The sequence below is a fragment of the Massilia sp. UYP34 genome (assembly GCF_056279385.1).
Genome location: NZ_JBWBRF010000001.1, coordinates 583,196 through 609,071, shown reverse-complemented (window position 1 = coordinate 609,071; position 25,876 = coordinate 583,196). Strand labels below are relative to the sequence as shown.

Here is a 25,876-nt window from a genome sequence, read left to right as displayed (position 1 = left end):
AACCGGTTGTTCTCTCATGTTCGTGTGGCGCTGTCAAGACTGGCGCATCGTCGATGAGCGCGTATCATTGGCCGCTTGGGAAGCGCTGATTTATTCTGGCGGATGGGATTGGCGACGGAAAAAGGCGCCCGGCAAGGCGTAAACCACAGCCATACCGCGTGGTATGGCGAGGATTTACAACGCAGCAGGGCGTCTTTTTTCCGTGCCAAGACCGCCGCCAGAATGAATCAGCGCTTCCCCCACCTTCGATACAACGATTCACGATCCATGCTGCCCTCCATCGAACAACGCCTCGCCCAAGAACTCGCCGCCCGCCCGGCCCAGGTGGCCGCCGCCATCGCCTTGCTCGACGAAGGCGCCACCGTGCCCTTCATCGCCCGCTATCGCAAGGAAGCCACGGGCGGTCTCGACGACATCCAGCTGCGCCTGCTCGAAGAACGCCTGCGCTACCTGCGCGAGCTCGAAGACCGGCGCGCCGCGATCGTCGCGTCGATCACCGAACAGAACAAGATGACGCCCGAGCTGATGCAGGCCATCGCCATGGCGGAAGACAAAACCCGGCTCGAAGACCTGTACCTGCCCTACAAGCAGAAGCGCCGCACCAAGGCCCAGATCGCGATCGAGGCTGGCCTGGCGCCGCTGGCGGAAGCGCTGCTGGCCGACCCGACCCTGAACCCGGAACAAGCCGCGAGCGGCTACCTGCGCGAGGCGTTCACGAATCCGGACGGCGGCGCCAACCCCGGCGTGCCGGACGCCAAGGCCGCCCTGGACGGCGCGCGCCAGATCCTGATGGAGCGCTTCGCCGAGGATGCCGAGCTGCTGCAGTCGCTGCGCGAGTACGTGGTCGAGCATGGCGTGGTCGAATCAAAGGTCGTCGCCGGCAAGGAAGACGAGGGCGAGAAGTTCGCCGACTACTTCGATTACAACGAGCCCCTGAGCGCCGTGCCGTCGCACCGCGCGCTGGCCCTGCTGCGCGGCCGCCGCGAGGGCGTGCTGGACGTGAGCCTGCGCCTGGATTCGGAACCCGAGAAGCCGAAGTGGGACGCGCCGCTGAACCCGTGCGAGGGCCGCATCGCGGCGCGCTTCGGCATCAAGGCGCAGGGCAGGCCAAGCGACAAGTGGCTGCAGGACACCGCGCGCTGGACCTGGCGCGTGAAAAGCTTCATGCACCTGGATACGGAGTTGATGGGCGCCCTGCGCGACAGGGCGGAACTCGACGCGATCGGCGTCTTCGCGCGCAACCTGAAAGCCCTGCTGCTGGCGGCGCCGGCCGGCCAGCGCGCCACCATGGGCCTCGATCCGGGCCTGCGCACCGGCGTGAAAGTGGCCGTGGTCGACGCCACCGGCAAGGTGCTCGATACCGCCACCGTCTATCCGCACCAGCCGCGCAACGACTGGCATGGCGCGCTGCACACGCTGGGCCAGCTGGCGGCGAAGCACAAGGTGTCGCTGATCTCGATCGGCAACGGCACCGGCTCGCGCGAGACCGACAAGCTGGCGCAAGACCTGATCAAGCAACATCAGGAACTCAAGCTCCAGAAGATCGTGGTGTCGGAAGCGGGGGCTTCGGTGTATTCGGCCTCGGAGTTCGCCTCGCGCGAGCTGCCCGACATGGACGTGTCGCTGCGCGGCGCGGTCTCGATCGCGCGCCGCCTGCAGGATCCGCTGGCCGAACTGGTCAAGATCGATCCGAAGTCGATCGGCGTCGGCCAGTACCAGCACGACGTGTCGCAGACCCAGCTCGCGCGCTCGCTCGACGCGGTGGTCGAGGACTGCGTGAACGCCGTGGGCGTGGACGTGAACACTGCCTCGGCGCCGCTGCTGGCGCGGGTGTCGGGCCTGTCGAGCACGGTGGCCCAGGGCATCGTGGCCTACCGCGACGCCAACGGCGCTTTTGCCTCGCGCGCCGCGCTGAAAAAAGTGCCGCGGCTGGGCGACAAGACCTTCGAGCAGGCGGCGGGCTTCCTGCGCATCGTGGACGGCGCCAATCCGCTGGATGCGTCGGCGGTGCACCCGGAATCGTATCCGGTGGTCGAGAAGATCCTGGCCGACGTCAAGCGCGACATGAAGGCGGTGATCGGCGACGCCGCGCTGCTCAAGGGCTTGAATCCGTCGAAGTACGCCGACGAGAAGTTCGGCGTGCCGACCGTCAGCGACATCCTGAAGGAGCTGGAAAAGCCGGGCCGCGACCCGCGTCCGGAATTCACCACCGCCACCTTCAAGGAAGGCGTGGAAGAAATCTCGGACCTGCGTCCGGACATGATCCTGGAAGGCGTCGTGACCAACGTCGCGGCCTTCGGCGCCTTTGTGGACATCGGCGTGCACCAGGATGGGCTCGTGCACATTTCGGCGCTGTCGAACACCTTCGTGAAGGATCCGCACACGGTGGTCAAGGCCGGCCAGGTGGTCAAGGTCAAGGTGCTGGAAGTGGACCCCAAGCGCAAGCGCATCGCGCTGACCATGCGCCTGTCGGACAGCGCGCCGCAGGCCGGTTCGCGGCCGGAGCAGCGCGGCGACCGCGTCGATGCCAAGCGCGTGGTCCAGCATCAGCGCCAGGAACGGTCGGCGCCGCCGTCCAACAATGCGATGGCGGACGCCTTCGCCAAGCTGCGCAAATAGCTGGCAGCTTCATCGTAAGGTGGGCGGGCTTCCCGCCCACGCGTTCGACCTCGATCCGCTCTGCCGCCACGCCTGCGTGATTTGAATGCGTGGACGGCACAGCCGCCTACGCTACGACATCGCGCCGCTGGCCCGTTGTCTCGTTTATCCGCTGTGCTTCATGAACATGCCGATCAGGTAGACCGTCAGGCAGCCGAAGCCGATCAGGAGCATGCGCGCCTGCGGGATGGCCGGCAGGCCGGTCTTCCTGATGTGGATGGCGTCGCGCACCAGCAACACGGCATACACCAGGGCCGCCGCGCCGGACAGGATGTCGCCCACGCTGGAGCGCGTGATGCCGCCATAGATGTTCAGCAGGCCGGGAATGCCCAGCAGGGCGGCGATCACGAAGTTCATGTTCGGCGACGGTACGCGCGGGCGGGGTTGCTGCATCGTTACTCCAATAATCGAATGACAAACCAGGCGATCATACCGCAATGCCGGCTGCATACCGTTACATCCCGGGCAGTTTCAGGGTCGCGCCCTGGGTCATGATCTTCACCAGGAAGCTGCCGACAAAAGCGCCGAAGCAGATGTAGCCGATCAGGGCGACACGCGGCGACTCCAGCAGCGCCGTGCGGCCGGCGCGGCGCTGCCAGGCGCACCAGGCCAGGTACAGCGCCATCATCAGGGGCCCGAGCGCGAAGAACATGCCGGCGAACCAGCCGCGCGCGAGGGCGCTGGCGATATCGAACAAGGCAGGCAGCCCGAGCACGGCCGCGAACACCCACATGGCCACTGGCGGCAAGGTAGCAAACGTCTTCATCGTGTTTCTTGATAATCTTGAACTGATCGATGATACCGCAGTCCACCAGCGGCCGACGGCGATGCGAACCTGCCCCCCCACCTGCGTGGGGGCGACTTGGCCAACTTTGTCGGCCAAGTCGTTATAGAATGTCGCCATCTACTTATTCCTTTTCTTCAAAGGCAGAATCAAATGAGCGACGTGCAAACCTGGATCAAAGAAACCGTGACCTCCACCCCGGTCGTGCTGTTCATGAAGGGCACCGCCCAGTTCCCGCAGTGCGGCTTCTCGGGCCGCGCCATCCAGATCCTGAAAGCCTGCGGCATTGACAACGTTGCCACCGTCAATGTGCTGGACGACGCCGAAGTGCGCCAGGGCATCAAGGACTACTCGAACTGGCCGACCGTTCCTCAGCTGTACGTGAAGGGCGAGTTCATCGGCGGCACCGACATCATGAACGAGATGTACGAATCGGGCGAACTGCAGGCCCTGCTGAAAAACGGCTGATCCCATGGCGGAAGGTCTCCGCCGCGGCGGCGAGCGCCGGATCGTTGTCGCCATCACCGGCGCAACCGGCGCGGCCTATGGCGTGCAGCTGCTGCGGCGGCTGCACGCCACCCCGGGCGTCGAGACCCACCTGGTCGTTTCCGACGCCGCCTCTCTCACCCTGCACCAGGAACTCGGCCTGCAGCGGCGCGACGCCGAAGCACTGGCCCACGTCGTCCATCGCAACCGCGACGTCGGCGCCTCGATCGCCAGCGGCTCGTTCCAGACCGACGGCATGGTGATCGCCCCCTGTTCGATGAAAACGCTGGCAGCGGTCGCCCATGGTTTTTCTGACAACCTTGTGACACGCGCGGCCGACGTGATCCTCAAGGAACGCCGGCGCCTGATCCTGATGGTGCGCGAAACGCCCTTCAACCTGGCCCACTTGCGCAATATGACGGCCGTGACCGAAATGGGCGGGATCGTCTTTCCTCCCCTGCCCAGCTTCTACCACCGGCCGGCGACGATCGCGGACATGGTCGAGCACACGGTGGACCGTGTCGTGGATTTGTTAGGGATAGAAAATGCCCAGGCCGCCCGCTGGGGTGGCATGAAGGGCGAACAAGACGCCTGAATGGCGGCGCCAGCGTCCGGCCGGCTCCCCGCGTTCAGCGTTTGTCGTCGTACTTGTCCTGGGACTTCTTCAACTCGCGCGCCTCTTCAAGCATTCGTCGCCGGGCATTGCGCTCTCGCATGACCTCGGCATGACGCGCTGCCGTCATGGGCGGCGCCGTCATCAAATCCTTGAGCTGGGCGGTATTGGCGTAGTTGTTTCGCATGCGTCAGCTGCTCCTGGGTGGACCTGGGGGCGGTGGCGAACAGGCTGCCACCTGAACAGATTATGACCCAGCTGCGGCCGTTTGTGCGGCACGGCATGACGAAAAGTGCAAGCCCCGGGCAAGCCGGCTTACTTCGCTTCCGCTTTCTGGTGGTTCATGCGCACCAGCATGCGGATGAACTCGCGCGCCAGCTGGCGATGGTGTTCATCCAGGCGCTGCAGGTCGGCAATGAGCTTGACGTCGGCCGATTCGAACCGGGCGCCGCCGTTGGCGGCGTCAAGGCTCGCGGCCTGCTCGGCGCCGCCGAAGCGCAGCCAGTCGGCAGGCACGCCCAGCCACTGGGCGATCATGCGCAACTTTTCCTGGGTGGGAATGGCTTCACCTACCAGCCATTTGCGGGCCGCGTGGACCGTGATCGGACGGCCTTCGAAGCGAATATTAAATTCTCGTGCCAGGCGGGTCGGGCTGTCAGGCGAGTAGTGTGCGTTCTTCAGGGCCTGCTGCAGTCGCTCGCTGAAGCTCTCCCGTTCATTCGTTGAATTCATCGTGATACTGGGTTATTGAGACTTGGACGGGCGGCTTCGTCTCCCTGTGGATGAGAAGCCAAAGGTCCAAATCATACAACCAAAATGTAACAATGATGTGGTTTTTTAATAGTTTTTACGCTTCGTGCAACTAATACCCAACAGCAATCCCGCAAAGTAGGATTTTTACAAAATTTTCTACGATGCGAAAGAATCAATCTACGCACCATTGGTTAGACCGTTCCTCGGGAATGCGCATGCCAAAAAAATTGTATCCGCCCGTGACAAATTGGATGTTAGATTTCCTGAAATCTCACCACGCCGTCGTCACCGGTCATGCGGCGCAGGCGGCCGCCGTACCAGAGCATGTGCAGGTGGGCCAGCGCCTCGCCCAGCGCGAAGCTGAGCTGGTGCGCATCGAGCGGCCGCCGGAACATGACCGGCACGATGTCGGTCGCCGAGCATGGCGTGGCGCAGGCCGCGATCACCTCATCCAGGCGCGCCGCGTGGTGGTCGCGCAGCTGGGCGATGCGGGTATGCAGACCGCGGAAGGGCTTGCCGTGCGACGGCAGCACCAGCACGTCTTCGGGCAGGCCGGCGAACTTCGACAGCGAATCGAGATAGAGCTGAAGCGGATTGCCTTCGGGCTCGACGGCGAATACCGAGACATTGGTCGAGATCCGCGGCAACACCATATCGCCCGAGACCAGCACGTTCAGCGCCGCGCAGTAGAGCGAGGCGTGTTCCGGGGAGTGACCGAAGCCGGTGATCACGCGCCAGGCCTGGCCGCCGATCGTGACGAGCTGCCCATCCTGCAGCCGGGTATAGGCTTGCGGTACCGCCGGCACCAGCGAAGGATAGTAATTGCGGCGGCTGCGCATCTGGTCCAGCAGCGCCGCATCGACCAGGCCGTGGCGCTCGAAATGGGGCACGGCCGACGGTCCGTCCACGCCGGGCAGCGCCGCCGCCATCATGCGCATGAAGCCGAACTCGCCGGTGGTGGTCCAGAACGGCGCCGCAAACCGCGCGCACAGCCAGCCGGACAGGCCGACGTGGTCGGGATGGCAATGCGTCGCGATCAGGCGCAGCAGCGGCCGGTCTTCCAGGCCCTGCGCCACCACCTGCTCCCAGGCGGCGCGGGTGGCGTCGGTACCGGCGCCGGTATCGACCAGACTCCAGCCGCGTCGCTCCTCGAGTTCGTCTTCCAGCAGCCACACATTGACATGGTCCAGCGCAAACGGCAACGGCATGCGCGCCCAGCGCAGGCCCGGCATGACGTCGTGCACGGCGCCGGGTACGGGGATGGCGTCGCCAAACGGATAATCCAGCTGGGCTTCAAGGGCATTCATGGCAATCTTTCGTTTTCGGGGTCGGAGACCGCGCTACAATGTGGCGACACTGTCAGTTAACGTAAACGGCAATCACGGTATCGTTTTGCGATTCTAAGCGATTCCCGCAAACGTTTCCCAACCGCCTGAAAACTCATGCCCACTACCTATACCATCGCCGAACTGGCGCGCGAATTCGACATCACCGCAAGGGCGATCCGTTTTTATGAAGACCAGGGCCTGCTCAGCCCCATGCGCGAAGGCGTGGGCGGACGCAACCGCGTGTACACCCCGCGCGACCGCACCCGCCTGAAACTGACCCTGCGCGGCAAGCGCCTGGGCCTGACATTGTCCGAAATTAAGAGCATCGTCGACATGTATGAGTCCCCAAGGGACACGGTGGCCCAGATCAACCGCTTCCTGGGCGTGCTGGCCCAGCAGCGCCTGACCTTGGAACAGCAGCGCGCCGACATCGACATGGCGCTGGAAGAAATCTCGGCCCACGAGGAAGAATGCCGTCGCCTGCTCTCCGAGGACGAGACGGCGCGCGACACGGCGTGACATTCGCCTGGCCATGTTGGCAGGAAGACCTGCAGTGATTCGGCTGATCAGAAGTGGTCGATCAAGTCAGCTGTCGGAGAACGAACAATTCCAACCCGCATGGCCATGAGCGCCGTGCGGATGGAATCAATATCGGTATCAGGACCGACGTCGAGGGCCGATCGATAGGTCGGCTAAATATTGAAGCACCCTCCAGCCCATCCCGAATTGGCTTTCCGAAATTCGGCGAGCGCCGTACGGCATTGCCCCAGAGTAGCGTACTTTCCGATACTCTTGAGATTCTGATTATTGCTCTGCCAGACCTTCAGCTCATAATGCACTGTATTGGCGGACGCAAAGCTTGCATGAGTTGACAGCAACAATATCATCAATAGCGCTTTCATGGTTTGCCTCCTGCTATGTAACATCAGAATCTTATACGTGGCAGAATTTTCTTGACTTCCCTCCCAATATTCTTGCCTGCCTTTTCCATTTCACGCACCGAATGATTAACAATCTTGACCGCTTCGTTATTCGGCCCAGGCATGGTGGTCATGGCATTCCAAGCCTGGACTGCCGCACTGTTCTGGCCAAAATGCTGTCCGATTTCATTTCCAATATTCCGAGCAGTGCTGACCAATGTATTCCCATCACCAAAACAGCCATTTCCACCGATGCCGTGCGTAAAACACTTGTTCAGCTCATTCGTGGCGAGCTGTCCACCAGTGCAGGTAGCAAACGTCATCGGATCACCACCACTAGCCATGGCACATTGCATTGCTATCAAGGACTCCTGATTCATGCCTTTCATTAAATCAGGCCCGGCATAGCACACCCCCATTCCCAGATAATCTATTCCGTTGCCACCGGCGCTCTTCTCAAGACACTGGATGGCGCGCGCCGTCCGTTCATCGAACGGCAGATTGTTCTGCAAGGCGCAAGCGGGGTATTGTTGCCAGGCCGTGCCGTATTGCCGATAACAAGCCTCTGCAGCATTCAGGGCCGCCCTCTCGTTCTGGCCCATTGATCTGCCGAGCATGCACAAGGCAAGTTCATCCTGGTTACCGCCATGCCGGCGCATGCAATCGTAGTAGCCATGTTCGCGGCTCCCCATCATTTTCGGCGCCATGCAATCCATGAATCCGTTGTGATTTCCCTGGCTCACATAGGACTGGCATTCCTGTGCTGCCGACAACTGGGGAACGAGCGGTTTGACAAACGTGATTTCTTGAATCAAGAAATTTGCCGGGATCGTTGCCGATCTTGTCATCCCATTCGTGCCCGGTGATTCGAAAACCACCGCATTATATTGCTGCGGCATCGGGAAGGTGACGATCGCCATACTCTGCACAAATTGTGGATTCATCTGGCATTTTCCGATGACATGCCACCCCATCTGGTCGATCTGGATCATGTTCATGTCCCAGGTCACCCAGACCGCGATACTGCTCACCGAGGGAAACCGCATGAAGGCCTGGCCGGAAGGATCGCGATAACCCTGACCTTGGTTTGCTGGGAAAAACTTTTGTTGTACAAAAAAATTTTGATAGACGCCAAAGATCTTTCCATCCCCTTGCAAACATTCACCGACGATCTGCTGCGCATGGGAAGGACGAGAAAAACCAGCAAACAAGAAACACAAAATGATTGCCAAATAACAATTCTTCATTTGTTATCCCCTAGCCACATCATTTTAATTGTTTTTTAAGAATAACAATAAAGGTAGCTTGATGCTTAGCTTATGATGCAAATACAACATTTAATACATATCAAGCCGGGCACCTGACTTTATGCTTTTTAGAGATCTTAGAATTTTTATTCCCTGCTTTACCCAGTTCCCGCTAGTTCATTCTCACCGACTTAAGTTGTTGTCGTTCCTGTCAACAATGGCTCCATCATGCGGGCTGGTTCGCTCACTAAACCATGAGGTCGCCACAGTGGCCTCACTTTACGTTTACGTTAACGTAACAGGCGAGTATGATATTCGTTCACTGGCTGCCCCACTCTGCCCAACCACCGTTCACCGTGAGGACGACATGCTGCATCTCCCAGGCTTGACCTTTGACCATGGCGACGACATCGCCGCGCTGCGCGAAGCGGTTCAACAATTCGCGGCAAGCGAAATCGCGCCGCGCGCGTCTGAAATCGACCGCAGCGACCAGTTCCCGATGGACTTGTGGAAGAAGATGGGCGAACTGGGCCTGCTGGGCATCACCGTCGGCGAGGAGTACGGCGGCGCCAATATGGGATACCTGGCCCACATCGTGGCCATGGAAGAAATCTCGCGCGCTTCGGCCTCGGTCGGCTTGTCCTACGGCGCCCACTCGAACCTGTGCGTCAACCAGATCAAGCGCAACGGCAATGCGGAACAGAAGCGCAAATACCTGCCCAAGCTGATCTCGGGCGAGCACGTCGGCGCGCTGGCGATGTCCGAGCCGAACGCCGGTTCCGACGTGGTCAGCATGAAGCTGCGCGCCGACCTCCAGGGCGATCGCTACGTGCTCAACGGCAGCAAGATGTGGATCACCAACGGTCCCGACGCCGATACCCTGGTGGTGTACGCCAAGACCGACCCCGAGGCGGGCCCGCGCGGCATGACCGCCTTCCTGATCGAAAAAGGCTTCAAGGGTTTCTCGGTCGCCCAGAAACTGGACAAGCTGGGCATGCGCGGCTCGCACACCGGCGAACTGGTGTTCCAGGATTGCGAAGTGCCTGTGGAAAACGTACTGGGCGGCGTCGGCAAGGGCGTCAACGTCCTGATGTCGGGCCTCGATTTCGAACGCACCGTGCTGTCCGGCGGTCCGCTGGGCATCATGGCGGCCTGCATGGACGTCGTGGTGCCGTACATCCACGACCGCAAGCAGTTCGGCCAGGCGATCGGTGAGTTCCAACTGATGCAGGGCAAGATCGCCGACATGTATTCGACCATGATGGCTTGCCGCGCCTATGTGTACGCCGTGGGCCAGGCTTGCGACCGCGCCACCGCGCCGGAACAGGTGCGCGCCCTGCGCAAGGACGCCGCCGGCGCCATCCTGTACAGCGCCGAGAAGGCCACCTGGATGGCGGGCGAAGCGATCCAGGCCCTGGGCGGCAACGGCTACATCAATGAATACCCGGTCGGCCGCCTGTGGCGCGACGCCAAGCTGTACGAGATCGGCGCCGGCACCAGCGAAATCCGTCGCATGCTGATCGGCCGCGAGCTGTTCGGCGAGACGATGTAATACTTGGGTTCCCGCCTGCGCGGGAATGACGGTTCACAGCTTCCAACTTTGGAGACTTTACAATGAATGATCCAGTCGTCATCGTCGGCGCAGCGCGCACCCCGATGGGCGCCTTCATGGGCGATTTTTCTTCCAAGACCGCGAGCGACCTCGGCGCGGTGGCGATCAAGGCCGCGGTCGAGCGCGCCGGCGTCGCGCCTGACGCGGTCGAGCACGTCTACTTCGGCAACTGCCTGATGGCCGGCCAGGGCCAGGCCCCGGCGCGCCAGGCGCTGATCAAGGCCGGCCTGCCGCTGTCGACCGGCGCCGTCACGCTGTCCAAGATGTGCGGTTCGGCGATGCAGGCCGCCATCTTCGCCCACGACCAGCTGGTGGCCGGCAGCGCCGACATCGTGGTCGCCGGCGGCATGGAGTCGATGACGGGTGCGCCCTACCTGATCCCGAAGGCGCGCGGCGGCTACCGCATCGGCCACGCGCCGATGTTCGACCACATGATGCTCGACGGCCTGGAAGACGCCTACTCGCGCAACGAAAAGACCGGTGAAGGCCGCTCGATGGGCACCTTCGCCGAAGAGTGCGTGGCCACTTATCAATTCACGCGCGAGGAGCAGGACGCGTTCGCGATCGCCTCGGTCAAGCGTGCCCAGGCCGCCAGCCTCGAGGGCGGCTTCGACTGGGAAATCGCGCCGGTCACCGTCACCAGCCGCGCGGGCGACACCGTGATCGACAAGGACGAAGGCCCGCTCAAGGCCAAGGTCGACAAGATCCCGTCGCTCAAGCCCGCGTTCAAGAAGGACGGCACCGTGACTGCCGCCTCGTCGTCGTCGATCAACGACGGCGCCGCCGCGCTGGTGATGATGCGCGAATCGAAGGCGAAAGAGCTGGGCCTGACCCCGATCGCGCGCGTGCTGGGCCACGCCACCCACGCGCAGGAACCGAACCTGTTCACCACCGCCCCGATCGGCGCGATGCAGAAGCTCTTTAAAAAGACCGGCTGGACCGCCGGCGACGTCGACCTGTTCGAGATCAACGAAGCCTTTGCCGCGGTGCCGATGGCCGCCATGCGCGACCTCGACATCCCGCACAGCAAGGTCAACGTCCACGGCGGCGCCTGCGCGCTGGGCCACCCTATCGGCGCCTCCGGCGCGCGCATCGTCATCACCCTGCTCGGCGCGCTCAAGCGCAGCGGCGGCAAGCGCGGCGTGGCCTCGCTGTGCATCGGCGGCGGCGAAGCCACCGCGATGGCGATCGAGCTGGTGTAATCCCGTTCGACCGGGTGTACGGCAATGATGAACGAACCATGCGAACATTGAGAATTCAACCGTTCACAAGGAGTTCATCATGCCTACCGTATTGATCGTCGGCGCCTCGCGCGGCATCGGGCAAGAAATGGTTCGCCAGTACCGCGCGGACGGCTGGCGCGTGATCGCCACCGCGCGCAAGCAGGAAGACTGCGACGCGCTGGTTCAACTGGGCGCGGTGGCGCACCAGCTGGACGTCACGAGCGCCGAATCGATCGCCGCACTCGGCTGGCGCCTGGACGATGAAAAGATCGATAGCGCCTGGCTGGTGGCGGGCGTCTACGGCCCGGACCACGGAAGCTTCCCGACCGGCCCCGAATTCGACGCCGTCATGCACACCAACGTGCTGGCCGCAATGCGCCTGATCCCCATCATCGGCCCGCTGCTGGCCGACACGCGCGGCAAGCTGGCCGTACTGTCCTCGCGCATGGGATCGATCGGCGAGCGTTCCGGCACAGACGGCACCTTGTACCGCGCCAGCAAGGCGGCGCTCAATTCCGTGCTGAAGGACGCTTCGATCACCTATGGCGCGCAGGGCGTCACCTGCGTCGCCTTCCATCCGGGCTGGGTCCAGACCGATATGGGCGGCTCGGGCGCCAGCCTGACGCCCGAACACAGCGTGCGCGACCTGCGCGCCACCCTGGCGAAGGTGGACGCCAGCGCCAACGGCAGCTTCCTGAACCACGATGGCGCCGCCATCGCCTGGTGAGTCATCCCCACACATAAAAAACCCACGAGACACCATGATCCTGAGCGAAGAACACCAGATGATCCGCGACGCCCTGCGCAGCTTCGCGCAGGAGCGCCTGGCCCCCAACGCCGCGCGCTGGGACCGCGAGCACCATTTCCCGAAAGAGGAGCTGAAGGAACTGGCGGCCCTGGGCGCGTTCGGCGTGGCGGTGCCGGAGCAGTATGGCGGCGCGGGCCTGGACTACGTGGCGCTGGCGCTGGTGCTCGAAGAAATCGCGGCCGGCGACGGCGGCACCTCGACCATCATCTCGGTCAACAACTGCCCCGTGTGCAGCATCGCCATGATGTATGCGAACGAGGAACAGAAAGCGCGCTGGCTGCGGCCGCTGGCCCAGGGCGAACTGCTGGGCGCCTTCGCCCTGACCGAGCCGCACACCGGCAGCGATGCGGCGGCGCTGCGCACCACCGCAGTACGTGACCAGGACGGCGCCGGCTACGTCATCAACGGCGCCAAGCAGTTCATCACCAGCGGCAAGCATGGCGACGTGGCCATCGTCATGGCCGTAACAAGCAAGGAAGCCGGCAAGAAGGGCATCAGCGCGTTCTGGGTGCCGACCGATACGCCCGGCTACATCGTGGCCGGCATCGAGCAGAAGATGGGCCAGCACTCGTCGGACACGGCGCAGATCGTGTTCGACAATTGCCGCATCCCGGCGGAGAACCTGATCGGCGAGGAAGGCATGGGCTACAGGATCGCCCTGTCCGGGCTGGAGGGCGGCCGCATCGGCATCGCCGTGCAATCGGTCGGCATGGCGCGCGCGGCCTACGAGGCGGCGCTCGGCTATGCGAAAGAACGCGAGAGCTTTGGCAAACCGATCTTCGAGCACCAGGCGGTGCAGTTCCGCCTGGCCGAGATGGCGATGAAGATCGAGGCCGCGCGCCAGCTGATCCTGCACGCCGCCGCGATGAAGGATGCGGGCCTGCCGTGCCTGAAGGAAGCGGCGATGGCCAAGCTGTTCGCTTCCGAGATGGCCGAGAACGTCGTGTCGAGCGCGATGCAGGTGTTTGGCGGCTATGGCTACGTGGCCGACTTCCCGGTCGAGCGCATCTACCGCGACGTGCGCGTATGCCAGATCTATGAAGGCACGAGCGACATCCAGAAGATCCTGATCGCGCGCGCACTGTGAGCCTGCCCCTCCTCCAGATCGCGCCGCTGGCGCCGGAGCGGCTGGCGCAGCTTTTTCAGTATCTCGACGACCAGCTGCAGGAAAATGGCCGCGCCGGCATGCCGCTGTTCCAGCCACTGTCGCGCCTCCAGTCGCGCGTGCCGCCCGAGAAAGCGGCGGCCTTCGCGGCCAGCTTCGCGGTGCCGTTCGGCCAGCCGGGCTGGCGCCGCATGTGGGTCGCGCTCGACACGCTGGGCGCGATCGCGGGCCACATCGACCTGCGCGCGCGGCCCGATCCATCCTCGAGCCATCGAGCACTGCTGGGCATGGGCGTGCACCGCGACTACCGGCGCTTTGGGCTGGGCCGGCAACTCGTCGAGACGGCGCTGGCCTGGGCCGCCGCCACGCCGCCGCTCGAATGGGTCGACCTCGACGTGCTGTCAGTCAACCTCGCCGCGCGCCGGCTGTATGAGCGCGCCGGCTTCGTGGTCACGGGCGACGTGCCCGACCTGTACCGCATCGATGGCGAGTCGCACGGCTCGGTCATGATGAGCCGGCACGTAGGGTTGGCGGCTGCGCCGCCGACGCGGTGAGCGCTACCGGCTCCGATATCGCGCCGGATGATCTCGCTGCCAACCATCAACGCGTCGGCGGCGCAGCCGCCGACCCTACGATACAGCAGCCTCCAGCAACGTGATCGTCTGCGCCCGGGTATCGATCCGCGCCTGGATCCCCATCGGCAGGGTGAACTGGTTGCGGATATGCCCGATCGAGTAGCCTGACACCGCGGGGATGGTCAACGGATGCAGGTGCAGGCCCAGCGTGCGCTCCAGCGTGAGCGAGATGTCTTCGTGCTCCGGCCCGCAGTTCTCGCAGATGCCGACCACCAGCGCCGCCGCATTCCTGAAGCCGCCCGCCAGGTCGAGCTGGGTCATCCAGCGGTCGATCCGGTACGGCGCTTCGTTCACCTCTTCCAGGAACAGGATGCTGCCCGCGATGTCGGCCGCGTACGGCGTGCCGGCCAGCGCCGCCACCAGCGACAGGTTGCCGCCCATGAGCGGACCGGTGGCCACGCCGTGGGTGAAGGTGTGGACGCCGAAGTGCGGTTCGCTCAGCGCGCGCTCGGCGTTCTCCCGCGACATCGGGATCGTGTAGCTGGCCTGCGGATCGGTGAGCACCGCCATCATGTGCTCGGTCGAATACGGCGTCATCGTCGACGACGCCACCGGGCCGTGGAAGGTCACCAGGCCGGTCTGCTTGAATATCGCCAGGTGCAGCGCCGTGATGTCGGAGTAACCGATCAAGACCTTGGGGTTGCGGCGAATGAGGTCGACATCCAGGCTCGATACCAGCGAGATGCAGCCCGAGCCGCCGCGGATCGGCCAGATCGCCTTGACCTCGGGGTCGAGGAACATCGCATGCAGGTCGGCCAGGCGCTGCTGGACCGAGCCTGCGTAGTTGCCGAACACTTCGCGCAGGTAGGCGCCCTGCTTGACGCGAAAGCCCAGCGCTTCGATATTGCGCACCGCCTTCTCGATGGCGCGCTCGTTGGTGTAGCCGCCGGGCGCGATCAGTCCGACGACGTCGCCGCGCTGCAGGCGTGGCGGCTTGATGAGTTTTTTCATGGGACGCGAGGAAGGCGTGCGCGCCGGGGCAACGCCGGGCAAGGCAAGGGACAAGGCGGCGGCAACGGCGCCGAAGCTGCGGCGGCTGATCTTCATGCGTGAGGCAACGCTCCAAAAGAAAAACGGCCCGCGCCGGGAGGTCGACCACCTCCCCGGCGCGGGCCATCAGTGTAGAGCAATCAGAAGAACTTGTAGGTCGCCATCAGGGTGAACGAGCGGCCACGCGGATCGGCCACGCGCGGTTCCCAGGTGCTGCCGGCGCCGGTATTGCTGTCGTAGGTGATCGCGAACGGCGGATCCTCGTCCAGCAGGTTCTTGATGCCGCCGGTCAGGGTCAGGTTCTGGAAGCCCGTGTAGTTCACCGTCAGGTTGAAGATCGAGTAGTCGTCGACCTTGCGCTGGTAGTTCGACGGCACGACGCGGCCGCTGGCCACGCCCGGCAGCACCTGGTCGTCATAGCCCGAACGGTAGATGTTCTGCAGCATGCCGCTCCAGTTGCCGTGCCTGTAGGTGGCATACGCGCTGTGCTTCCACTTCAAGCCCAGGTCGCCGGTGAACAGGAAGCGGCCCACTTCGCTCTCGCCGAATTCGGCGTTGCGGGTGGCGCGCGATTTCTTCTCGAGCAGGCGCGAACCGTCCAGGCCCACGCTCCACACCGCGCCGGTGCCGAGCTTGCCGTTCAGGCGGGCGCCGACTTCGACGCCGCGGGTGATGCGCTCGCCGGCATTGAGCCAGCGCTGGTCGATCGCCACCAGGTTGCCGGCCGGGTCGCGGAAGAACTGGTCCTGGAACAGGTTGTAGTTCGCGACCATGGTCGCCACATTGAACGAGTCGATCGTGTTTTCCTTGCGGATCTCCCACAGGTCGGCGTTGGCCGAGAAGTAGTTGGTCGGCTCGAACACGACGCCTAGGCTGGCCTGCTTGGCCGTTTCCGGTCCCAGCGTATCCTTGCCGCCGGTCAGGGTGATCGGGTTGACCGCGTCGCAGCCCGGCACGGTGGTATCGACGCGGCCGATCGAGCAGGTAGCCGGGTCGACCAGGTCCTTGCCCGCGTACGACGACTCGGTGATGCCGTTGAACAGCTGGTTGAACGACGGCGCGCGGAAGCCTTCGTTGTACGAGCCGCGGAACATCAGTTGCGGGATCGGCTGGTAGCGGAACGACACCTTGGGATTGGTGGTGGCGCCAAAGCCCGTGTAATCGTCGCGGCGGATGGCGAAGGTCAGTTCCAGCGCCTGGGTCACCGGCACCAGCACCTCGGCGTAGACCGCCTTGATGTCGCGCTTGACCTGGTCGAGCGCATTGACGTCGTCGAACGGCGCGTTCAGGATCGCCGGGCGCGCATTGGCGGCGCGGCGGTCGCCATTGAATTCGTACTCTTCACGACGCAGGTCGGTGCCCACCGCAGCCATGACCGGGCCAGCCGGCAGGTTGAACAGCTCGCCCGAGATCGCGGCGTCGAACTGGGTCAGGGTCTGCTTGCCGCCATACATCACCACGCCCGCGGCCGAGGTGGCGCGGATCGCGTCGATCGCTTCCTGGCTCTGGCTCTGGCCCGGCAGCAGGAAGGGATTCACGATGCCCGAACCGAGCACGTCGGCCAGTGCGCGGGTGTAGTTGAAGCCGGTGCCCAGCGTCGATTCGGATTCGCTATAGGCGCGCGACAGGCCGACACGGTAGTCGTAGCGCTTGCCGAACAGGTTCACCGGGCCGTCGGCGCCGACCAGCATGCGGCCGGCCTTGGTTTCGGTCTCGATCTCGCGGTTGCCGCATTCCATGCAGCGCCAGCGGTAGGCGATCGGCAGGCCGTAGTTGGCCGAGATGCTCGGGAAGACCTTGACCAGCGCGTTGTACACGCCGTCGTAGGCGGCGCCGGTGCTCGGATAGAACGAGGCCGGGCCGAAGGTCGAGGCGGAAGGAGAAACCTGGTTCGGCGAGAAGCGCTTGGCCACTTCGACGCGCGAAGCCACGCCTTCGGCGAAGAACTCGTGCTCGCCCATGCGGAAGGTGGCGCGCGCCAGCGCATTGGTATTCTTGACCGGCTGCTGCAGCACGGCGGCGCGGCCGGTATCCCAGGCGCAGCCATAGGCCGAGCCGGGCGAATCCCACAGCTTCTCGTCGTAGGCGCCCATGCCGTCGATGCTGTCGCAGCCCGGGCCGCCCGGCAGGTCGAGCAGGCTGATCCCATTGTAGGCCACGGTGCCGCCGCCCGGAATGGTCGGGCCAGTGCCGGTGCGCGACAGCAGGGTCGGCGCCAGGGTAGTAGCGAACACGTTGGCGCTCGGCGCGCCGCGCGTATCGACCGACACGCCGCGGTTCGGCTGGAAGGTGTTCACGAAGTCGCGCTGGTCGCCGCGCAGCGCCTTGTTCTCGCTGTGCGCGGCCGTCACCAGCACATTCCAGCCCTGGGTATCCAGGTCGCCCCAGCCGCCGGTGATGGAGGCGCGGCCGATCTCGCCGCCGCTCGCTTCGGCGACATCGGTGAAGGCCTGGGCTTCCAGGCCCTCGTAGTTCTTGCGCAGGATGAAGTTGATCACGCCGCCGATCGCGTCGGTGCCATACACGGCCGAGGCGCCATCCTTCAGCACTTCGACGCGCTCGACCGCCGCCATCGGGATCGAGTTCAGGTCGACCGCCGAGCCTTTCATGCCGTGGGTCGCGACGCGGCGGCCGTTGAGCAGCACCAGGGTGGAATCGGAACCCTGGCCGCGCAGGTTGGCGCTCGAGGCGCCGTTGTTGCCGCGCTGGGCGCCGGACGTCACGTCGGCGTTCGACGCCAGGTTGTCGGAACCGTTGCCGTTCACGTTCAGCGTCGCGATCAGCTGCTCGGCCGTCACGATGCCCTGGTCTTCGAGCTGCTTGCGCGAAATGATCTCGACCGGCAGCGCACCTTCCTTGGCGATGCGCTTGATGCTCGAACCGGTGATTTCCACCCGCTGTATCGACGCGTCGCTTTGCGCCTGCGCCTGCGCCTGCGCCGCGATCGGGGCAATCGCGCCCATCAGGGCCATCAACCGTGCCAGTTCCTTTAATTTCACCGTGTTTCTCCTAATGTTTCCCGTGGCGGTCTTGGGCCAGTCGGGTGCACCGCAGGGGTGCAACGCCTGGCCTGCTCTCTTCGCAATAGCTATTTCGCTCTTAGCATTACGTTATGTTATGAATCCAGAGTACGCCGACAAAAATCTCAGGTGCCAATGAATTATCCGGAGGGCAGTATAACCAGCAGGAATATTTTGTTTAGGAAAAACTAACGAAATCTAACGTTTAGCTCTGGCAGAGCGTGCTCTTTGCGCAACATCGACATCGAGGTAACGCCAGGTCGTGAATTCAACCGGATGCCGTTTGTAGTTTTTCAGCCACGGATGACGCAGGTCACTGGACAGCACATGGGTCAATGGCACCCACGGGTTATAGGCGTGGATGAGCTGGTTCATCTCGACATACAGCTTGTTGCGCTCCGCACCATCGCTGAGCAGGCGCGCTCTTTCGTAGCGCACATTGTATTCAGGCAAGTTAAAACGGGCGTAGTTGGCGCGGCCGGCATTGGGCCCGTACAGCAGCTGGTAAAAATTGTCGCCATCGGGAAAGTCGGCGATCCAGTTACTCTCGAACATCTGCACCGTGCCCAGGCGCGAAGCCTTGATGATCTCGGTCTTCTTGTCCGACTTGAACACAACGCGCAGGCCGATCGCGTTCAGGCATTTTCTCCACAACTCGTCGCGCAGGCGGCCGCCGACCGTGGCTTCGCTGTGCATGGTGAGCGTCAATGGCTTGCCGCCGGGCGCGCGCCTGAATCCATCGGCGTCGCGCTGGTCGTAGCCGTAGCGGTCCAGCAGCGCATTGGCCAGCGCCGGGTCGTACGGCACCGGGCTGCGATAGGCCGGATCGTAGCCGAGCACGTTCGGCGGCAGCGGCGATTCGGCCTTGATCGCGAATCCCTTCTTGAGCAGCGCGATGTCTTGCGCGCTGTTGTACGACATGGAGATCGCGCGCCGCAGCGCCACCTTGTCCTTGCCGTAGCCGCCGACCACCGGGTCGTTCATGTTCATCCACATGTAATAGGTCTGCAGCACCGGGAAACGCGACAACACGATGCCGCGCGCCGCCAGCTCGGGTTTCAGTGCGCCGTCCCGCACCACCATCTCGGTCATCGATTCGGGAATCTGTTCCAGGTAGTCGTATTCGCCATTCAGGAAGCCCAGCATGCGGCCCTGGAATTCTTCGGCGATCTTCACGTCGATCCGGTCCACCCGCGGCAGGCGCTTGCCCTCCAGGGCGGCGGCGATGGCCCGGTCTTCCGGGTCGTCTCCCGGCGTGGCATGGAACACGGCCGTCGAATACGGGTTGGCCAGCAGGACGATCCGGTCGCTGCGCTTCCACTCCTTGACCATGAAGGGCCCGGTGCCAACCGGGTGATTGCCGGCCTGGCCCGGATAGGCGTCGATCACCTCGCGCGCGACCACGCCGGTGGCCGGGGTGGCGAGGTAGAACAGGAAGTTGTTGTCGGGCGCGGCAAGGCGGATGCGCAGCGTGTAGCGGTCGACTGCCTCCAGCTGCTTGCCTTCGACCAGATACGACCACGGCGACCTGAGCGACGGATCGCGCAGGCGCCCGAGGCTGTACACATAGTCGGCCGCGGTGACTTCGCGTTTCACGCCCTTGAAGGCCGGGTCGGGCGTGAAGTAGATGCCGGGGCGGATGCGGAAGGTATACGTCAGGCCGTCGGCGCTGACCTGTGGCATCGCGCTCGCCGTGTTCGGCCGCAGCTTGGCCGGCCGCGCCAGGTAGTCGTAGCGCAGCAGCGGATCGAACAGGTTTTCCAGCAGCGACAGGGTGGCGTTGTCGGACGCCATCGCCGGATCGAGGCCTGTTTCGCTGGTGGACAGGAACATGCGCAGCACTTTCTGCGGCGCTTGCGCGGGCGGCTGCGCCTGGGCCTCGGCCGCCTGCGCTCCGAAGCAGGAGGCGGTGAAGGTGAAGGTGAAGACGAGGGCGGCGGCGTAGCGCAATGTCATGACGGCGGCTTGTGTTGGGCGTTGCGTATCATAGGCCGGCGCCCATCCCCGAGGCAACGCTCATAACTTTTGTACATGGTGCGGCTGCATTCTTTCATCTATGCAGCTTGCCCTCAGTCTCTGTCCACTGCACAATCGTGCGATACCCAGCAGCGATACATGACATGGCACTCAATTACATCTGGACAGGCTTCTTTCTCGTCGGCTTCATCGCGGCATTGGGACAATGGATCTTCCTCGGCGATACCGAGGTCTTCAAGCGCATCATCGACGGCACCTTTTCCTCGGCCAAGATGGCGGTGATGGATATCGCGCTGCCGCTGGCGGGCGTCATGACGCTCTGGCTGGGGATCATGAACGTGGGCGAAAAAGCCGGGGCGATCAATGTGTTCGCGCGCGTCATCGCCCCCTTCTTCTCGCGCATCTTCCCCGGCGTGCCGAAGGAACACCCGGCCAACGGCCACATGGTGATGAATTTCTCGGCCAATATGCTGGGCCTGGACAATGCCGCCACGCCCTTCGGCCTGAAGGCGATGGAAAGCCTGCAGTCGCTCAATCCGAAGAAGGACGAGGCCAGCGACGCCCAGATCATGTTCCTGGTGATCCAGACCTCGGGCCTGACCGTCATCCCGCTGGCCATCATGGCCCAGCGCGCGATCCTGGGCGCGGCCAATCCGGCCGACATCTTCATCCCGACCCTGATCGCCACCTATTGCTCGACCATGACCGGCATCATCGCAGTCAGCCTGCGCCAGCGCATCAACCTGCTCGACCCGGTGGTGTTCGGATGGATCGGCGGCGGCACCGCGCTGATCGGCGCCCTGGTCTTCGTCTTCACCCATTTCCTGGACAAGTCCCAGATCGAGCTGGTGTCGGTGGTCGCCGCCAACCTGATCCTGTTCTCGGTCATCGCCGTCTTCATGACCGGCGCCCTGCTCAAGAAGGTCAACGTGTTCGACGCCTTCATCGAAGGCGCCAAGGGCGGCATCGAGACTTCGCTCAAGATCATCCCTTATCTCGTCGGCATGCTGGTGGCCATCAGCGTGGTGCGCAACTCGGGCATCCTGGGCCTGATCGTGAGCGGTTTCGCCTGGATCTTCAATGCACTCGGCCTGCCGACCGACTTCGTCGGCGCCCTGCCCACGGCCCTCATGAAGCCGCTGTCGGGCAGCGGCTCGCGCGCCATGATGATCGACGCCATGACCACCTATGGCGTCGATTCCTTCGTCGGCCGCCTGGCCAGCATCCTGCAAGGCGCGGCCGACACCACCTTCTACATCGTGGCCCTGTATTTCGGCTCGGTCGGCATCCGCAAGACGCGCTACGCGATCGGCTACGGCCTGCTGGCCGACCTGGCCGGCGTCATCGGCGCCATCTTCGTCGCCTATCTCTTCTTCGGCTAAGTCTTCTTCATTCAGGAACAGCATGTTTCGACGCTACGCACTCGCCCTCGCCCTCCTTACGAGCATCTCGTTCGCCCACGCCCAGCTGCCGCAACCGGTGGCCCAGGCGCTGCAGCAACACGGCATCGGCCAGGACGAGATCGGGGTGCTGGTGCTGCGCGGCGACGCCGCCGTGCTCGAACACCGGGCCGGCCTGCCGATGCAGCCGGCGTCGACCATGAAGCTGGTGACGACCCTGGTCGGCCTGGAACGCCTGGGCCCCGCCTTCCGCGGCCGCACCGAGCTGCGCACCACCGGCCAGGTCGAGGACGGCGTGCTGCGCGGGAGCCTGTACCTGAAGGGCGGCGCCGACGCCGACTTATCTGGCGAACACATCGCCGACATGCTGCGCGCGCTGCGCTACGCGGGCATCGAGCGCATCGAGGGCGACCTGGTGCTCGACCGTACCCTGTTCCAGCCGGACCGCCCGGACGTGGGCCTGCCGCCCTTTGACGAGTCGCCCGAAGCGTATTACAACGTGATCCCGGACGCCCTGCTGGTCAACAAGAACATGCTGCAGCTCGACATGCGTTCGACCGCGTCAGCCCTGCAGCTGCGCATGCATCCGGAGCTGGAGCGGGTCTCGGTGGCCTCCGAGATGACCCTGGTCGACGCCGACTGCGCCCGCTGGGAGGCCGGCTGGCAGCTGCCCGAGGCGCGGCGCCAGGCCGATGGCCGCATCAAGGTGGTCTTGCGCGGCACCTTCCCCAGGAACTGCAACCGCAGCTACGGCGTCAACGTGCTCGATCGCGACGATTACGTGAGCCGCCTGGTGCGCCAGGTCTGGAGCGACCAGGGGGGCGTGCTGAGCGGGCGCACCATCACCGGCGCGACGCCGCTCGACGCCCGCCTGCTCGCCGCCCATGTGTCGCGGCAGCTGCCGGAACTGGTGCGCGACATCAACAAGCCGTCCGACAACGCCCTGGCGCGCACCCTGTTCCTGAGCCTGGGCAGCCTGCAGGACGACCCGGTGGCGGGCAGCCTGGCGCTGCCGCTGGCCGAGGAATCGACCTTTGCCCGCGCCGACGCCGCCGTGCGCGGCTGGCTGCGCGAAAAAGGGATCGACGACACCGGCTTCGTGATCGACAACGGCTCCGGCCTGTCGCGCATCGAGCGCATCAGCGCGCAGCAGATGGCCCGCTTGTTGCAGGCCGGGCTGCGCAGTCCCTGGGCGCCGGAATTCCAGTCCAGCATCCCGATCGGCGCGGTCGACGGCACCATGCGCCGTCGCCTGCAGGACAGCCCCGCCGCCGGGCGCGCGCGCCTGAAGACCGGCACCCTGCGCAACGTCACCGCGCTGGCCGGCTACGTGCCGGACGCGAACGGCATCCCTTGCGTGTTCGTGGCGATGATCAACAGCGAGCAGAGCGGCAATGGCCGCGGACGCGTCGTGCTCGACACGCTGGTGGACTGGGTGGCGCGCTCGGGCGCGGCGCCGTGAACCGGGAATGCACAGGTTAATGTTGCTTTTGAAATAAATTAATTGTCAAATTGCTATAATTTGTTAGTTTTCGATAGAAAAAGCTGACACAATAGCGGCCTGGCGCGTGTCCCGCGCCACCGGTTTCCGCCTCCGCAGGACGCGCTGCCGACTGTCAAGTTTGGCTGTCCTGATCATCCATGAAATTCCATCCCCTGACCGGAGAATTCGCGCGCGCCGCGGACGAGTCCGAATTCCTGAACAGCCAGTTGCCGCGCACGCGAGCGCTCCTCGGCTTCACGCTGCTGTTCTACGTCGTGTTTTTCCAGTTGTTCTTCCTGACCGATATCGCGGCGCTGGGCCTTTACACCGCGCTCAGGGAAACCCTGCCGGCGCGCCTGGGCGTGGCGCTCAGTAGCGGCATCTGCGCCTGGCTGGCCTATCGCCGTGCGCTGTCGGTGCGCGGCACGCGGCTGGCCGCGTCGAGCGCCGAAATCCTGTCGCTGGGCTGCTTCATGGTGGTGGCGCTGGCGCGTCCGAACGAAGTGCACTGGCATGCGCTGTCGATGGTGGTGATCCTGGTCGTGATCTACCTGTACATCCCGAACCGGCTGGCCTACGCCACCGCGATCGCGAGCGGCGGCATCATCGTTTTCGTGGCGCTGGTGCACTACATGCTGCCGCCGCGGCCCGTGGCCGACCTGCTCACCATGGGCATGCTGCTGGCGATGATCAATACCTTCGGCATCCTGGCGGCGCGCCGCTTCAACCGGGTGGCGCGCGAGGAATTCCGCCTGCAGAACCAGCTCAAGCGGCTCGCCGAGCGCGACCAGCTCACCGGCTGCTACAACCGCCACTACCTGCACGACCACCTGCTGGGCCCCGAGCTGGCGCGGGCGCGGCGCTTCGGCCATCCGGTCTCCGTCGTGCTGTGCGATATCGATCACTTCAAGCACATCAACGACACCTTCGGCCACCACCAGGGCGACAACGTGATCCGGAACTTCGCCACGCTTCTGCAGCGGATGACGCGCGAGGGCGTCGATGCGGTGGTGCGCTACGGCGGCGAGGAATTCCTGCTGATCCTGCCCGGGACCGGACTGGCGGGGTCAAGCGCCCTGGCCGGCCGCCTGCGCGACGCCTTCGCCGCCAGCACCTTCACGGTCGACAGCGAACCGGTGCCGACCAGCGCCAGCTTCGGCGTGGCCGCCTTCGATTTTTCCAGCGCCGACCTGCGCGTCACCCTGCCCGACCTGATCGTGGCGGCCGACAAGCAGCTGTATGTGGCCAAGCGCAACGGCCGCAACCGGGTCGAGTCGGTGGAGTTGGCGTAGACCCTACAGGACGCGGCGGAAGGTGGCGCGCACCAGGTCGCGGTCGCCGCAATCGAAGTGCCACCACTCGGTCTTGATGCCGAGGAAGCCGGCCTGCAGCATCGCCGTGCGCAGCAGGCGGCGGTTGGCCAGCTGGTGCCCGGTGAGCCGGCCGGCCAGCACGAAGCCCTCTTCCAGCGCCGGATGCGACAGCTCCGTCATGTCGTCGAAGGCGGTGCCCATGTCCAGCTCGACGCCGTCGGCGTCCACCAGCGTGATGTCGAGCGCCATGCCATACGAGTGGATCGAGCCGCGCGCCGGATCGGCCAGATACAGGCGCAGGTCGGTGCCCTCGAGCGCATCCCACAACTGCTGCTGCACGCGCTGCGGACGCAGGGCGTCGAGCACCAGCGGCCGCAGCCCGGGCGCATGCACGGCCAGCCAGGCCACCGCGCGTTCCAGCGCGGCCGCCGCCTCGACGTGCAGCCAGGCGCAGTCATGGGGCGAATACAGGTCGCGTCCGACGAAATTGTTGGCCGTGGCATAGCGCAGGTCGACATCGATGCCGGCGATGCTGTCCAGGTGGCGAAATTCCGGGCTGCCGGCGATGTCTTCGCTGGCGAGGGTCAGGTTCATTCAGGTATCTTCAAGACAGGCGCGCGCGGTGGCGCCGATACAGTTGGCCAGCTCGCGCGCCCCGTGCGACAGGGGTGAATGGCTGGCGGTGAGCAGGTACAGGTGCACCGGGATCGACGGCGACCACTGGCGGCACTGCACCCTGGCCGGGGCCGCCGAAGCGGCGGTAAACGGATCGAGGATGGCGGTGCCGGCGCCGGCCTCCACCAGCGAGCGGGCGATCTGGTAGGTCTGCACCACGGTGCGAAACACCGGCTGCACGCCCTGCGCCTCGCAGGCGGCGACGACCATCTCGCCCAGCGGATCGCGGTCGGCCAGGCCGATCAGTTCGCCGCTCAGGTCTTCGGCCGAGAGCGGCTTCCTGCATTCGTCTTCGGTCCAGGTGCCGGCGGGCGCCACCACGGTCAGCAGGCCATGGGCGATCGGCTCAGCCACGATGCCGGGATGGCGCGGATCCTGCAGCGACAGGGCGAGGTCGGCTTCGCCCAGGCGCAGCGCATTGACGATCTCGCTCGTGTGATGCGTTGCAAGTTCACAACGGGTATCGGGGAAATCGCGGCGCCAGGCCGTCATCCCCACCGGCAGCACGCTGACCGCGATGGTCGGCGTCGACACCAGGCGCACGGTCTCGACCGCGCGGCCCTTGAGGCTGGCGGCCAGGCGGCGGATGCCCTGCAGGTCGCGGTTGAGCTTCTCGGTTTCTGCGAACAGGCGGTGCGCTTCCGGCTTCGGATAGAGCTTGCCGCGCACGCGCTCGAACAGCGGCATGCCCAGCTGCAGCTCGGCGTGCTGCAATACCTTGGTCACCGCCGGCTGGGAGATGTGCAGCACCTGGGCGGCGCCGCTGATGGTGCCGACTTGCATGATGGCGTGGAACACCTCGATATGACGCAGACGCATTGCTTCATCCTTCAGTAGAAAATCCAC

Annotated in this window: 23 protein-coding genes; 12 read left to right on the top strand and 11 right to left on the bottom strand. The window is 64.5% G+C overall.

Translation table 11 applies throughout. The annotated features are described in order from the left end of the window. The first annotated feature begins 267 nt into the window (after nucleotides 1-267). A complete protein-coding gene (locus ACZ9AQ_RS02735) occupies nucleotides 268-2,619 on the top strand; it encodes a Tex family protein (RefSeq protein ID WP_429200896.1) in 2,352 nt (783 codons plus the stop codon). Between the two features lie 144 nt (nucleotides 2,620-2,763). Here the strand turns inward: ACZ9AQ_RS02735 and ACZ9AQ_RS02730 are convergent, their stop codons facing one another. Together ACZ9AQ_RS02730 and ACZ9AQ_RS02725 are read right to left on the bottom strand one after the other, a co-directional pair. Further along, on the bottom strand, nucleotides 2,764-3,051 hold the full coding sequence (locus ACZ9AQ_RS02730; RefSeq protein WP_429200897.1) for a hypothetical protein: 288 nt from the start codon (nucleotides 3,049-3,051) through the stop codon (nucleotides 2,764-2,766). Nucleotides 3,052-3,112: 61 nt separating this feature from the next. Then, nucleotides 3,113-3,424, bottom strand: a complete 312-nt coding sequence (locus ACZ9AQ_RS02725; RefSeq protein ID WP_429200898.1) for a hypothetical protein — start codon at nucleotides 3,422-3,424, stop codon at nucleotides 3,113-3,115. Between the two features lie 171 nt (nucleotides 3,425-3,595). Here ACZ9AQ_RS02725 and grxD point away from each other — a divergent pair, with 171 nt between their 5' ends. Together grxD and ACZ9AQ_RS02715 are read left to right on the top strand one after the other, a co-directional pair. Further along, nucleotides 3,596-3,910, top strand: coding sequence for a Grx4 family monothiol glutaredoxin (gene grxD / locus ACZ9AQ_RS02720; protein ID WP_429200900.1), 315 nt, complete (start codon nucleotides 3,596-3,598; stop codon nucleotides 3,908-3,910). A gap of 4 nt (nucleotides 3,911-3,914) precedes the next feature. After that, entirely contained in the window at nucleotides 3,915-4,523 is a 609-nt protein-coding gene (locus tag ACZ9AQ_RS02715) for a UbiX family flavin prenyltransferase (protein WP_429200902.1), read from the top strand. Between the two features lie 34 nt (nucleotides 4,524-4,557). Here the strand turns inward: ACZ9AQ_RS02715 and ACZ9AQ_RS02710 are convergent, their stop codons facing one another. The 3 genes from ACZ9AQ_RS02710 to ACZ9AQ_RS02700 all read right to left on the bottom strand — a co-directional run bounded on the left by ACZ9AQ_RS02710 (nucleotide 4,558) and on the right by ACZ9AQ_RS02700 (nucleotide 6,601). After that, nucleotides 4,558-4,728, bottom strand: coding sequence for a hypothetical protein (locus ACZ9AQ_RS02710; protein WP_005664342.1), 171 nt, complete (start codon nucleotides 4,726-4,728; stop codon nucleotides 4,558-4,560). A 128-nt stretch (nucleotides 4,729-4,856) separates the two neighbouring features. Continuing rightward, nucleotides 4,857-5,273: a hypothetical protein gene (locus tag ACZ9AQ_RS02705; protein ID WP_429200904.1), complete on the bottom strand. Its 417-nt coding sequence runs from the start codon at nucleotides 5,271-5,273 to the stop codon at nucleotides 4,857-4,859. 275 nt (nucleotides 5,274-5,548) lie between these two features. Next, entirely contained in the window at nucleotides 5,549-6,601 is a 1,053-nt protein-coding gene (locus tag ACZ9AQ_RS02700) for an MBL fold metallo-hydrolase (RefSeq protein WP_429200906.1), read from the bottom strand. Nucleotides 6,602-6,736: 135 nt separating this feature from the next. Here ACZ9AQ_RS02700 and ACZ9AQ_RS02695 point away from each other — a divergent pair, with 135 nt between their 5' ends. Continuing rightward, nucleotides 6,737-7,141 carry a MerR family transcriptional regulator gene (locus tag ACZ9AQ_RS02695; protein WP_429200908.1) on the top strand — a complete coding sequence of 135 codons (405 nt, stop codon included), beginning with the start codon at nucleotides 6,737-6,739 and terminating at the stop codon, nucleotides 7,139-7,141. A 406-nt stretch (nucleotides 7,142-7,547) separates the two neighbouring features. Here the strand turns inward: ACZ9AQ_RS02695 and ACZ9AQ_RS02690 are convergent, their stop codons facing one another. Beyond that, nucleotides 7,548-8,789, bottom strand: coding sequence for a hypothetical protein (locus ACZ9AQ_RS02690; RefSeq protein WP_429200909.1), 1,242 nt, complete (start codon nucleotides 8,787-8,789; stop codon nucleotides 7,548-7,550). A gap of 367 nt (nucleotides 8,790-9,156) precedes the next feature. Here ACZ9AQ_RS02690 and ACZ9AQ_RS02685 point away from each other — a divergent pair, with 367 nt between their 5' ends. From ACZ9AQ_RS02685 to ACZ9AQ_RS02665, 5 genes are all read left to right on the top strand, one after another. Further along, nucleotides 9,157-10,341, top strand: coding sequence for an isovaleryl-CoA dehydrogenase (locus tag ACZ9AQ_RS02685; RefSeq protein WP_429200911.1), 1,185 nt, complete (start codon nucleotides 9,157-9,159; stop codon nucleotides 10,339-10,341). A gap of 62 nt (nucleotides 10,342-10,403) precedes the next feature. Beyond that, nucleotides 10,404-11,603 carry an acetyl-CoA C-acyltransferase gene (locus tag ACZ9AQ_RS02680; RefSeq protein WP_429200912.1) on the top strand — a complete coding sequence of 400 codons (1,200 nt, stop codon included), beginning with the start codon at nucleotides 10,404-10,406 and terminating at the stop codon, nucleotides 11,601-11,603. A gap of 79 nt (nucleotides 11,604-11,682) precedes the next feature. Beyond that, complete coding sequence (locus ACZ9AQ_RS02675; RefSeq protein WP_429200913.1) at nucleotides 11,683-12,351, top strand: SDR family oxidoreductase; 669 nt, start codon at nucleotides 11,683-11,685, stop codon at nucleotides 12,349-12,351. Between the two features lie 34 nt (nucleotides 12,352-12,385). Further along, nucleotides 12,386-13,519 carry an acyl-CoA dehydrogenase family protein gene (locus tag ACZ9AQ_RS02670; RefSeq protein WP_429200914.1) on the top strand — a complete coding sequence of 378 codons (1,134 nt, stop codon included), beginning with the start codon at nucleotides 12,386-12,388 and terminating at the stop codon, nucleotides 13,517-13,519. Beyond that, nucleotides 13,516-14,091: a GNAT family N-acetyltransferase gene (locus tag ACZ9AQ_RS02665; RefSeq protein WP_429200916.1), complete on the top strand. Its 576-nt coding sequence runs from the start codon at nucleotides 13,516-13,518 to the stop codon at nucleotides 14,089-14,091. The genes ACZ9AQ_RS02670 and ACZ9AQ_RS02665 overlap by 4 nt, the downstream gene beginning before the upstream one ends. A 75-nt stretch (nucleotides 14,092-14,166) precedes the next feature. On the opposite strand, the gene ACZ9AQ_RS02660 is transcribed toward ACZ9AQ_RS02665, so the two are convergent. From ACZ9AQ_RS02660 to ACZ9AQ_RS02650, 3 genes are all read right to left on the bottom strand, one after another. Then, nucleotides 14,167-15,219, bottom strand: a complete 1,053-nt coding sequence (locus tag ACZ9AQ_RS02660) for a S66 peptidase family protein (protein WP_429200918.1) — start codon at nucleotides 15,217-15,219, stop codon at nucleotides 14,167-14,169. 83 nt (nucleotides 15,220-15,302) lie between these two features. Then, nucleotides 15,303-18,161 (bottom strand): TonB-dependent receptor domain-containing protein, encoded by a 2,859-nt coding sequence (locus tag ACZ9AQ_RS02655; protein WP_429200919.1) that lies wholly within the window; start codon nucleotides 18,159-18,161, stop codon nucleotides 15,303-15,305. Nucleotides 18,162-18,380: 219 nt separating this feature from the next. After that, nucleotides 18,381-20,138: an ABC transporter substrate-binding protein gene (locus tag ACZ9AQ_RS02650; protein WP_429200921.1), complete on the bottom strand. Its 1,758-nt coding sequence runs from the start codon at nucleotides 20,136-20,138 to the stop codon at nucleotides 18,381-18,383. Nucleotides 20,139-20,302: 164 nt separating this feature from the next. Here ACZ9AQ_RS02650 and ACZ9AQ_RS02645 point away from each other — a divergent pair, with 164 nt between their 5' ends. The 3 genes from ACZ9AQ_RS02645 to ACZ9AQ_RS02635 all read left to right on the top strand — a co-directional run bounded on the left by ACZ9AQ_RS02645 (nucleotide 20,303) and on the right by ACZ9AQ_RS02635 (nucleotide 24,334). Next, a complete protein-coding gene (locus ACZ9AQ_RS02645; RefSeq protein ID WP_429200923.1) occupies nucleotides 20,303-21,541 on the top strand; it encodes a nucleoside recognition domain-containing protein in 1,239 nt (412 codons plus the stop codon). Between the two features lie 22 nt (nucleotides 21,542-21,563). After that, complete coding sequence (gene dacB / locus ACZ9AQ_RS02640; protein ID WP_429200925.1) at nucleotides 21,564-23,021, top strand: D-alanyl-D-alanine carboxypeptidase/D-alanyl-D-alanine endopeptidase; 1,458 nt, start codon at nucleotides 21,564-21,566, stop codon at nucleotides 23,019-23,021. A gap of 179 nt (nucleotides 23,022-23,200) precedes the next feature. Then, the gene (locus ACZ9AQ_RS02635; RefSeq protein ID WP_429200927.1) at nucleotides 23,201-24,334 is read left to right on the top strand and encodes a GGDEF domain-containing protein; all 1,134 of its coding nucleotides are present in this window, start codon (nucleotides 23,201-23,203) and stop codon (nucleotides 24,332-24,334) included. A gap of 3 nt (nucleotides 24,335-24,337) precedes the next feature. Here the strand turns inward: ACZ9AQ_RS02635 and ACZ9AQ_RS02630 are convergent, their stop codons facing one another. Together ACZ9AQ_RS02630 and ACZ9AQ_RS02625 are read right to left on the bottom strand one after the other, a co-directional pair. Further along, on the bottom strand, nucleotides 24,338-24,949 hold the full coding sequence (locus tag ACZ9AQ_RS02630) for a M15 family metallopeptidase (protein ID WP_429200928.1): 612 nt from the start codon (nucleotides 24,947-24,949) through the stop codon (nucleotides 24,338-24,340). Further along, nucleotides 24,950-25,849 carry a LysR family transcriptional regulator gene (locus ACZ9AQ_RS02625; RefSeq protein ID WP_429200929.1) on the bottom strand — a complete coding sequence of 300 codons (900 nt, stop codon included), beginning with the start codon at nucleotides 25,847-25,849 and terminating at the stop codon, nucleotides 24,950-24,952. It abuts the gene before it with no gap. Nucleotides 25,850-25,876: the final 27 nt, after the last annotated feature.

Excerpts from the sequence above, each read along its gene's own strand:
- ACZ9AQ_RS02735 (WP_429200896.1), top strand. The coding sequence starts at position 268 with ATGCTGCCCTCCATCGAACAACGCCTCGCCCAAGAACTCGCCGCCCGC.
- ACZ9AQ_RS02730 (WP_429200897.1), bottom strand. The coding sequence starts at position 3,051 with ATGCAGCAACCCCGCCCGCGCGTACCGTCGCCGAACATGAACTTCGTG.
- ACZ9AQ_RS02725 (WP_429200898.1), bottom strand. The coding sequence starts at position 3,424 with ATGAAGACGTTTGCTACCTTGCCGCCAGTGGCCATGTGGGTGTTCGCG.
- grxD (WP_429200900.1), top strand. The coding sequence starts at position 3,596 with ATGAGCGACGTGCAAACCTGGATCAAAGAAACCGTGACCTCCACCCCG.
- ACZ9AQ_RS02715 (WP_429200902.1), top strand. The coding sequence starts at position 3,915 with ATGGCGGAAGGTCTCCGCCGCGGCGGCGAGCGCCGGATCGTTGTCGCC.
- ACZ9AQ_RS02710 (WP_005664342.1), bottom strand. The coding sequence starts at position 4,728 with ATGCGAAACAACTACGCCAATACCGCCCAGCTCAAGGATTTGATGACG.
- ACZ9AQ_RS02705 (WP_429200904.1), bottom strand. The coding sequence starts at position 5,273 with ATGAATTCAACGAATGAACGGGAGAGCTTCAGCGAGCGACTGCAGCAG.
- ACZ9AQ_RS02700 (WP_429200906.1), bottom strand. The coding sequence starts at position 6,601 with ATGAATGCCCTTGAAGCCCAGCTGGATTATCCGTTTGGCGACGCCATC.
- ACZ9AQ_RS02695 (WP_429200908.1), top strand. The coding sequence starts at position 6,737 with ATGCCCACTACCTATACCATCGCCGAACTGGCGCGCGAATTCGACATC.
- ACZ9AQ_RS02690 (WP_429200909.1), bottom strand. The coding sequence starts at position 8,789 with ATGAAGAATTGTTATTTGGCAATCATTTTGTGTTTCTTGTTTGCTGGT.
- ACZ9AQ_RS02685 (WP_429200911.1), top strand. The coding sequence starts at position 9,157 with ATGCTGCATCTCCCAGGCTTGACCTTTGACCATGGCGACGACATCGCC.
- ACZ9AQ_RS02680 (WP_429200912.1), top strand. The coding sequence starts at position 10,404 with ATGAATGATCCAGTCGTCATCGTCGGCGCAGCGCGCACCCCGATGGGC.
- ACZ9AQ_RS02675 (WP_429200913.1), top strand. The coding sequence starts at position 11,683 with ATGCCTACCGTATTGATCGTCGGCGCCTCGCGCGGCATCGGGCAAGAA.
- ACZ9AQ_RS02670 (WP_429200914.1), top strand. The coding sequence starts at position 12,386 with ATGATCCTGAGCGAAGAACACCAGATGATCCGCGACGCCCTGCGCAGC.
- ACZ9AQ_RS02660 (WP_429200918.1), bottom strand. The coding sequence starts at position 15,219 with ATGAAGATCAGCCGCCGCAGCTTCGGCGCCGTTGCCGCCGCCTTGTCC.
- ACZ9AQ_RS02650 (WP_429200921.1), bottom strand. The coding sequence starts at position 20,138 with ATGACATTGCGCTACGCCGCCGCCCTCGTCTTCACCTTCACCTTCACC.
- ACZ9AQ_RS02645 (WP_429200923.1), top strand. The coding sequence starts at position 20,303 with ATGGCACTCAATTACATCTGGACAGGCTTCTTTCTCGTCGGCTTCATC.
- dacB (WP_429200925.1), top strand. The coding sequence starts at position 21,564 with ATGTTTCGACGCTACGCACTCGCCCTCGCCCTCCTTACGAGCATCTCG.
- ACZ9AQ_RS02635 (WP_429200927.1), top strand. The coding sequence starts at position 23,201 with ATGAAATTCCATCCCCTGACCGGAGAATTCGCGCGCGCCGCGGACGAG.
- ACZ9AQ_RS02630 (WP_429200928.1), bottom strand. The coding sequence starts at position 24,949 with ATGAACCTGACCCTCGCCAGCGAAGACATCGCCGGCAGCCCGGAATTT.
- ACZ9AQ_RS02625 (WP_429200929.1), bottom strand. The coding sequence starts at position 25,849 with ATGCGTCTGCGTCATATCGAGGTGTTCCACGCCATCATGCAAGTCGGC.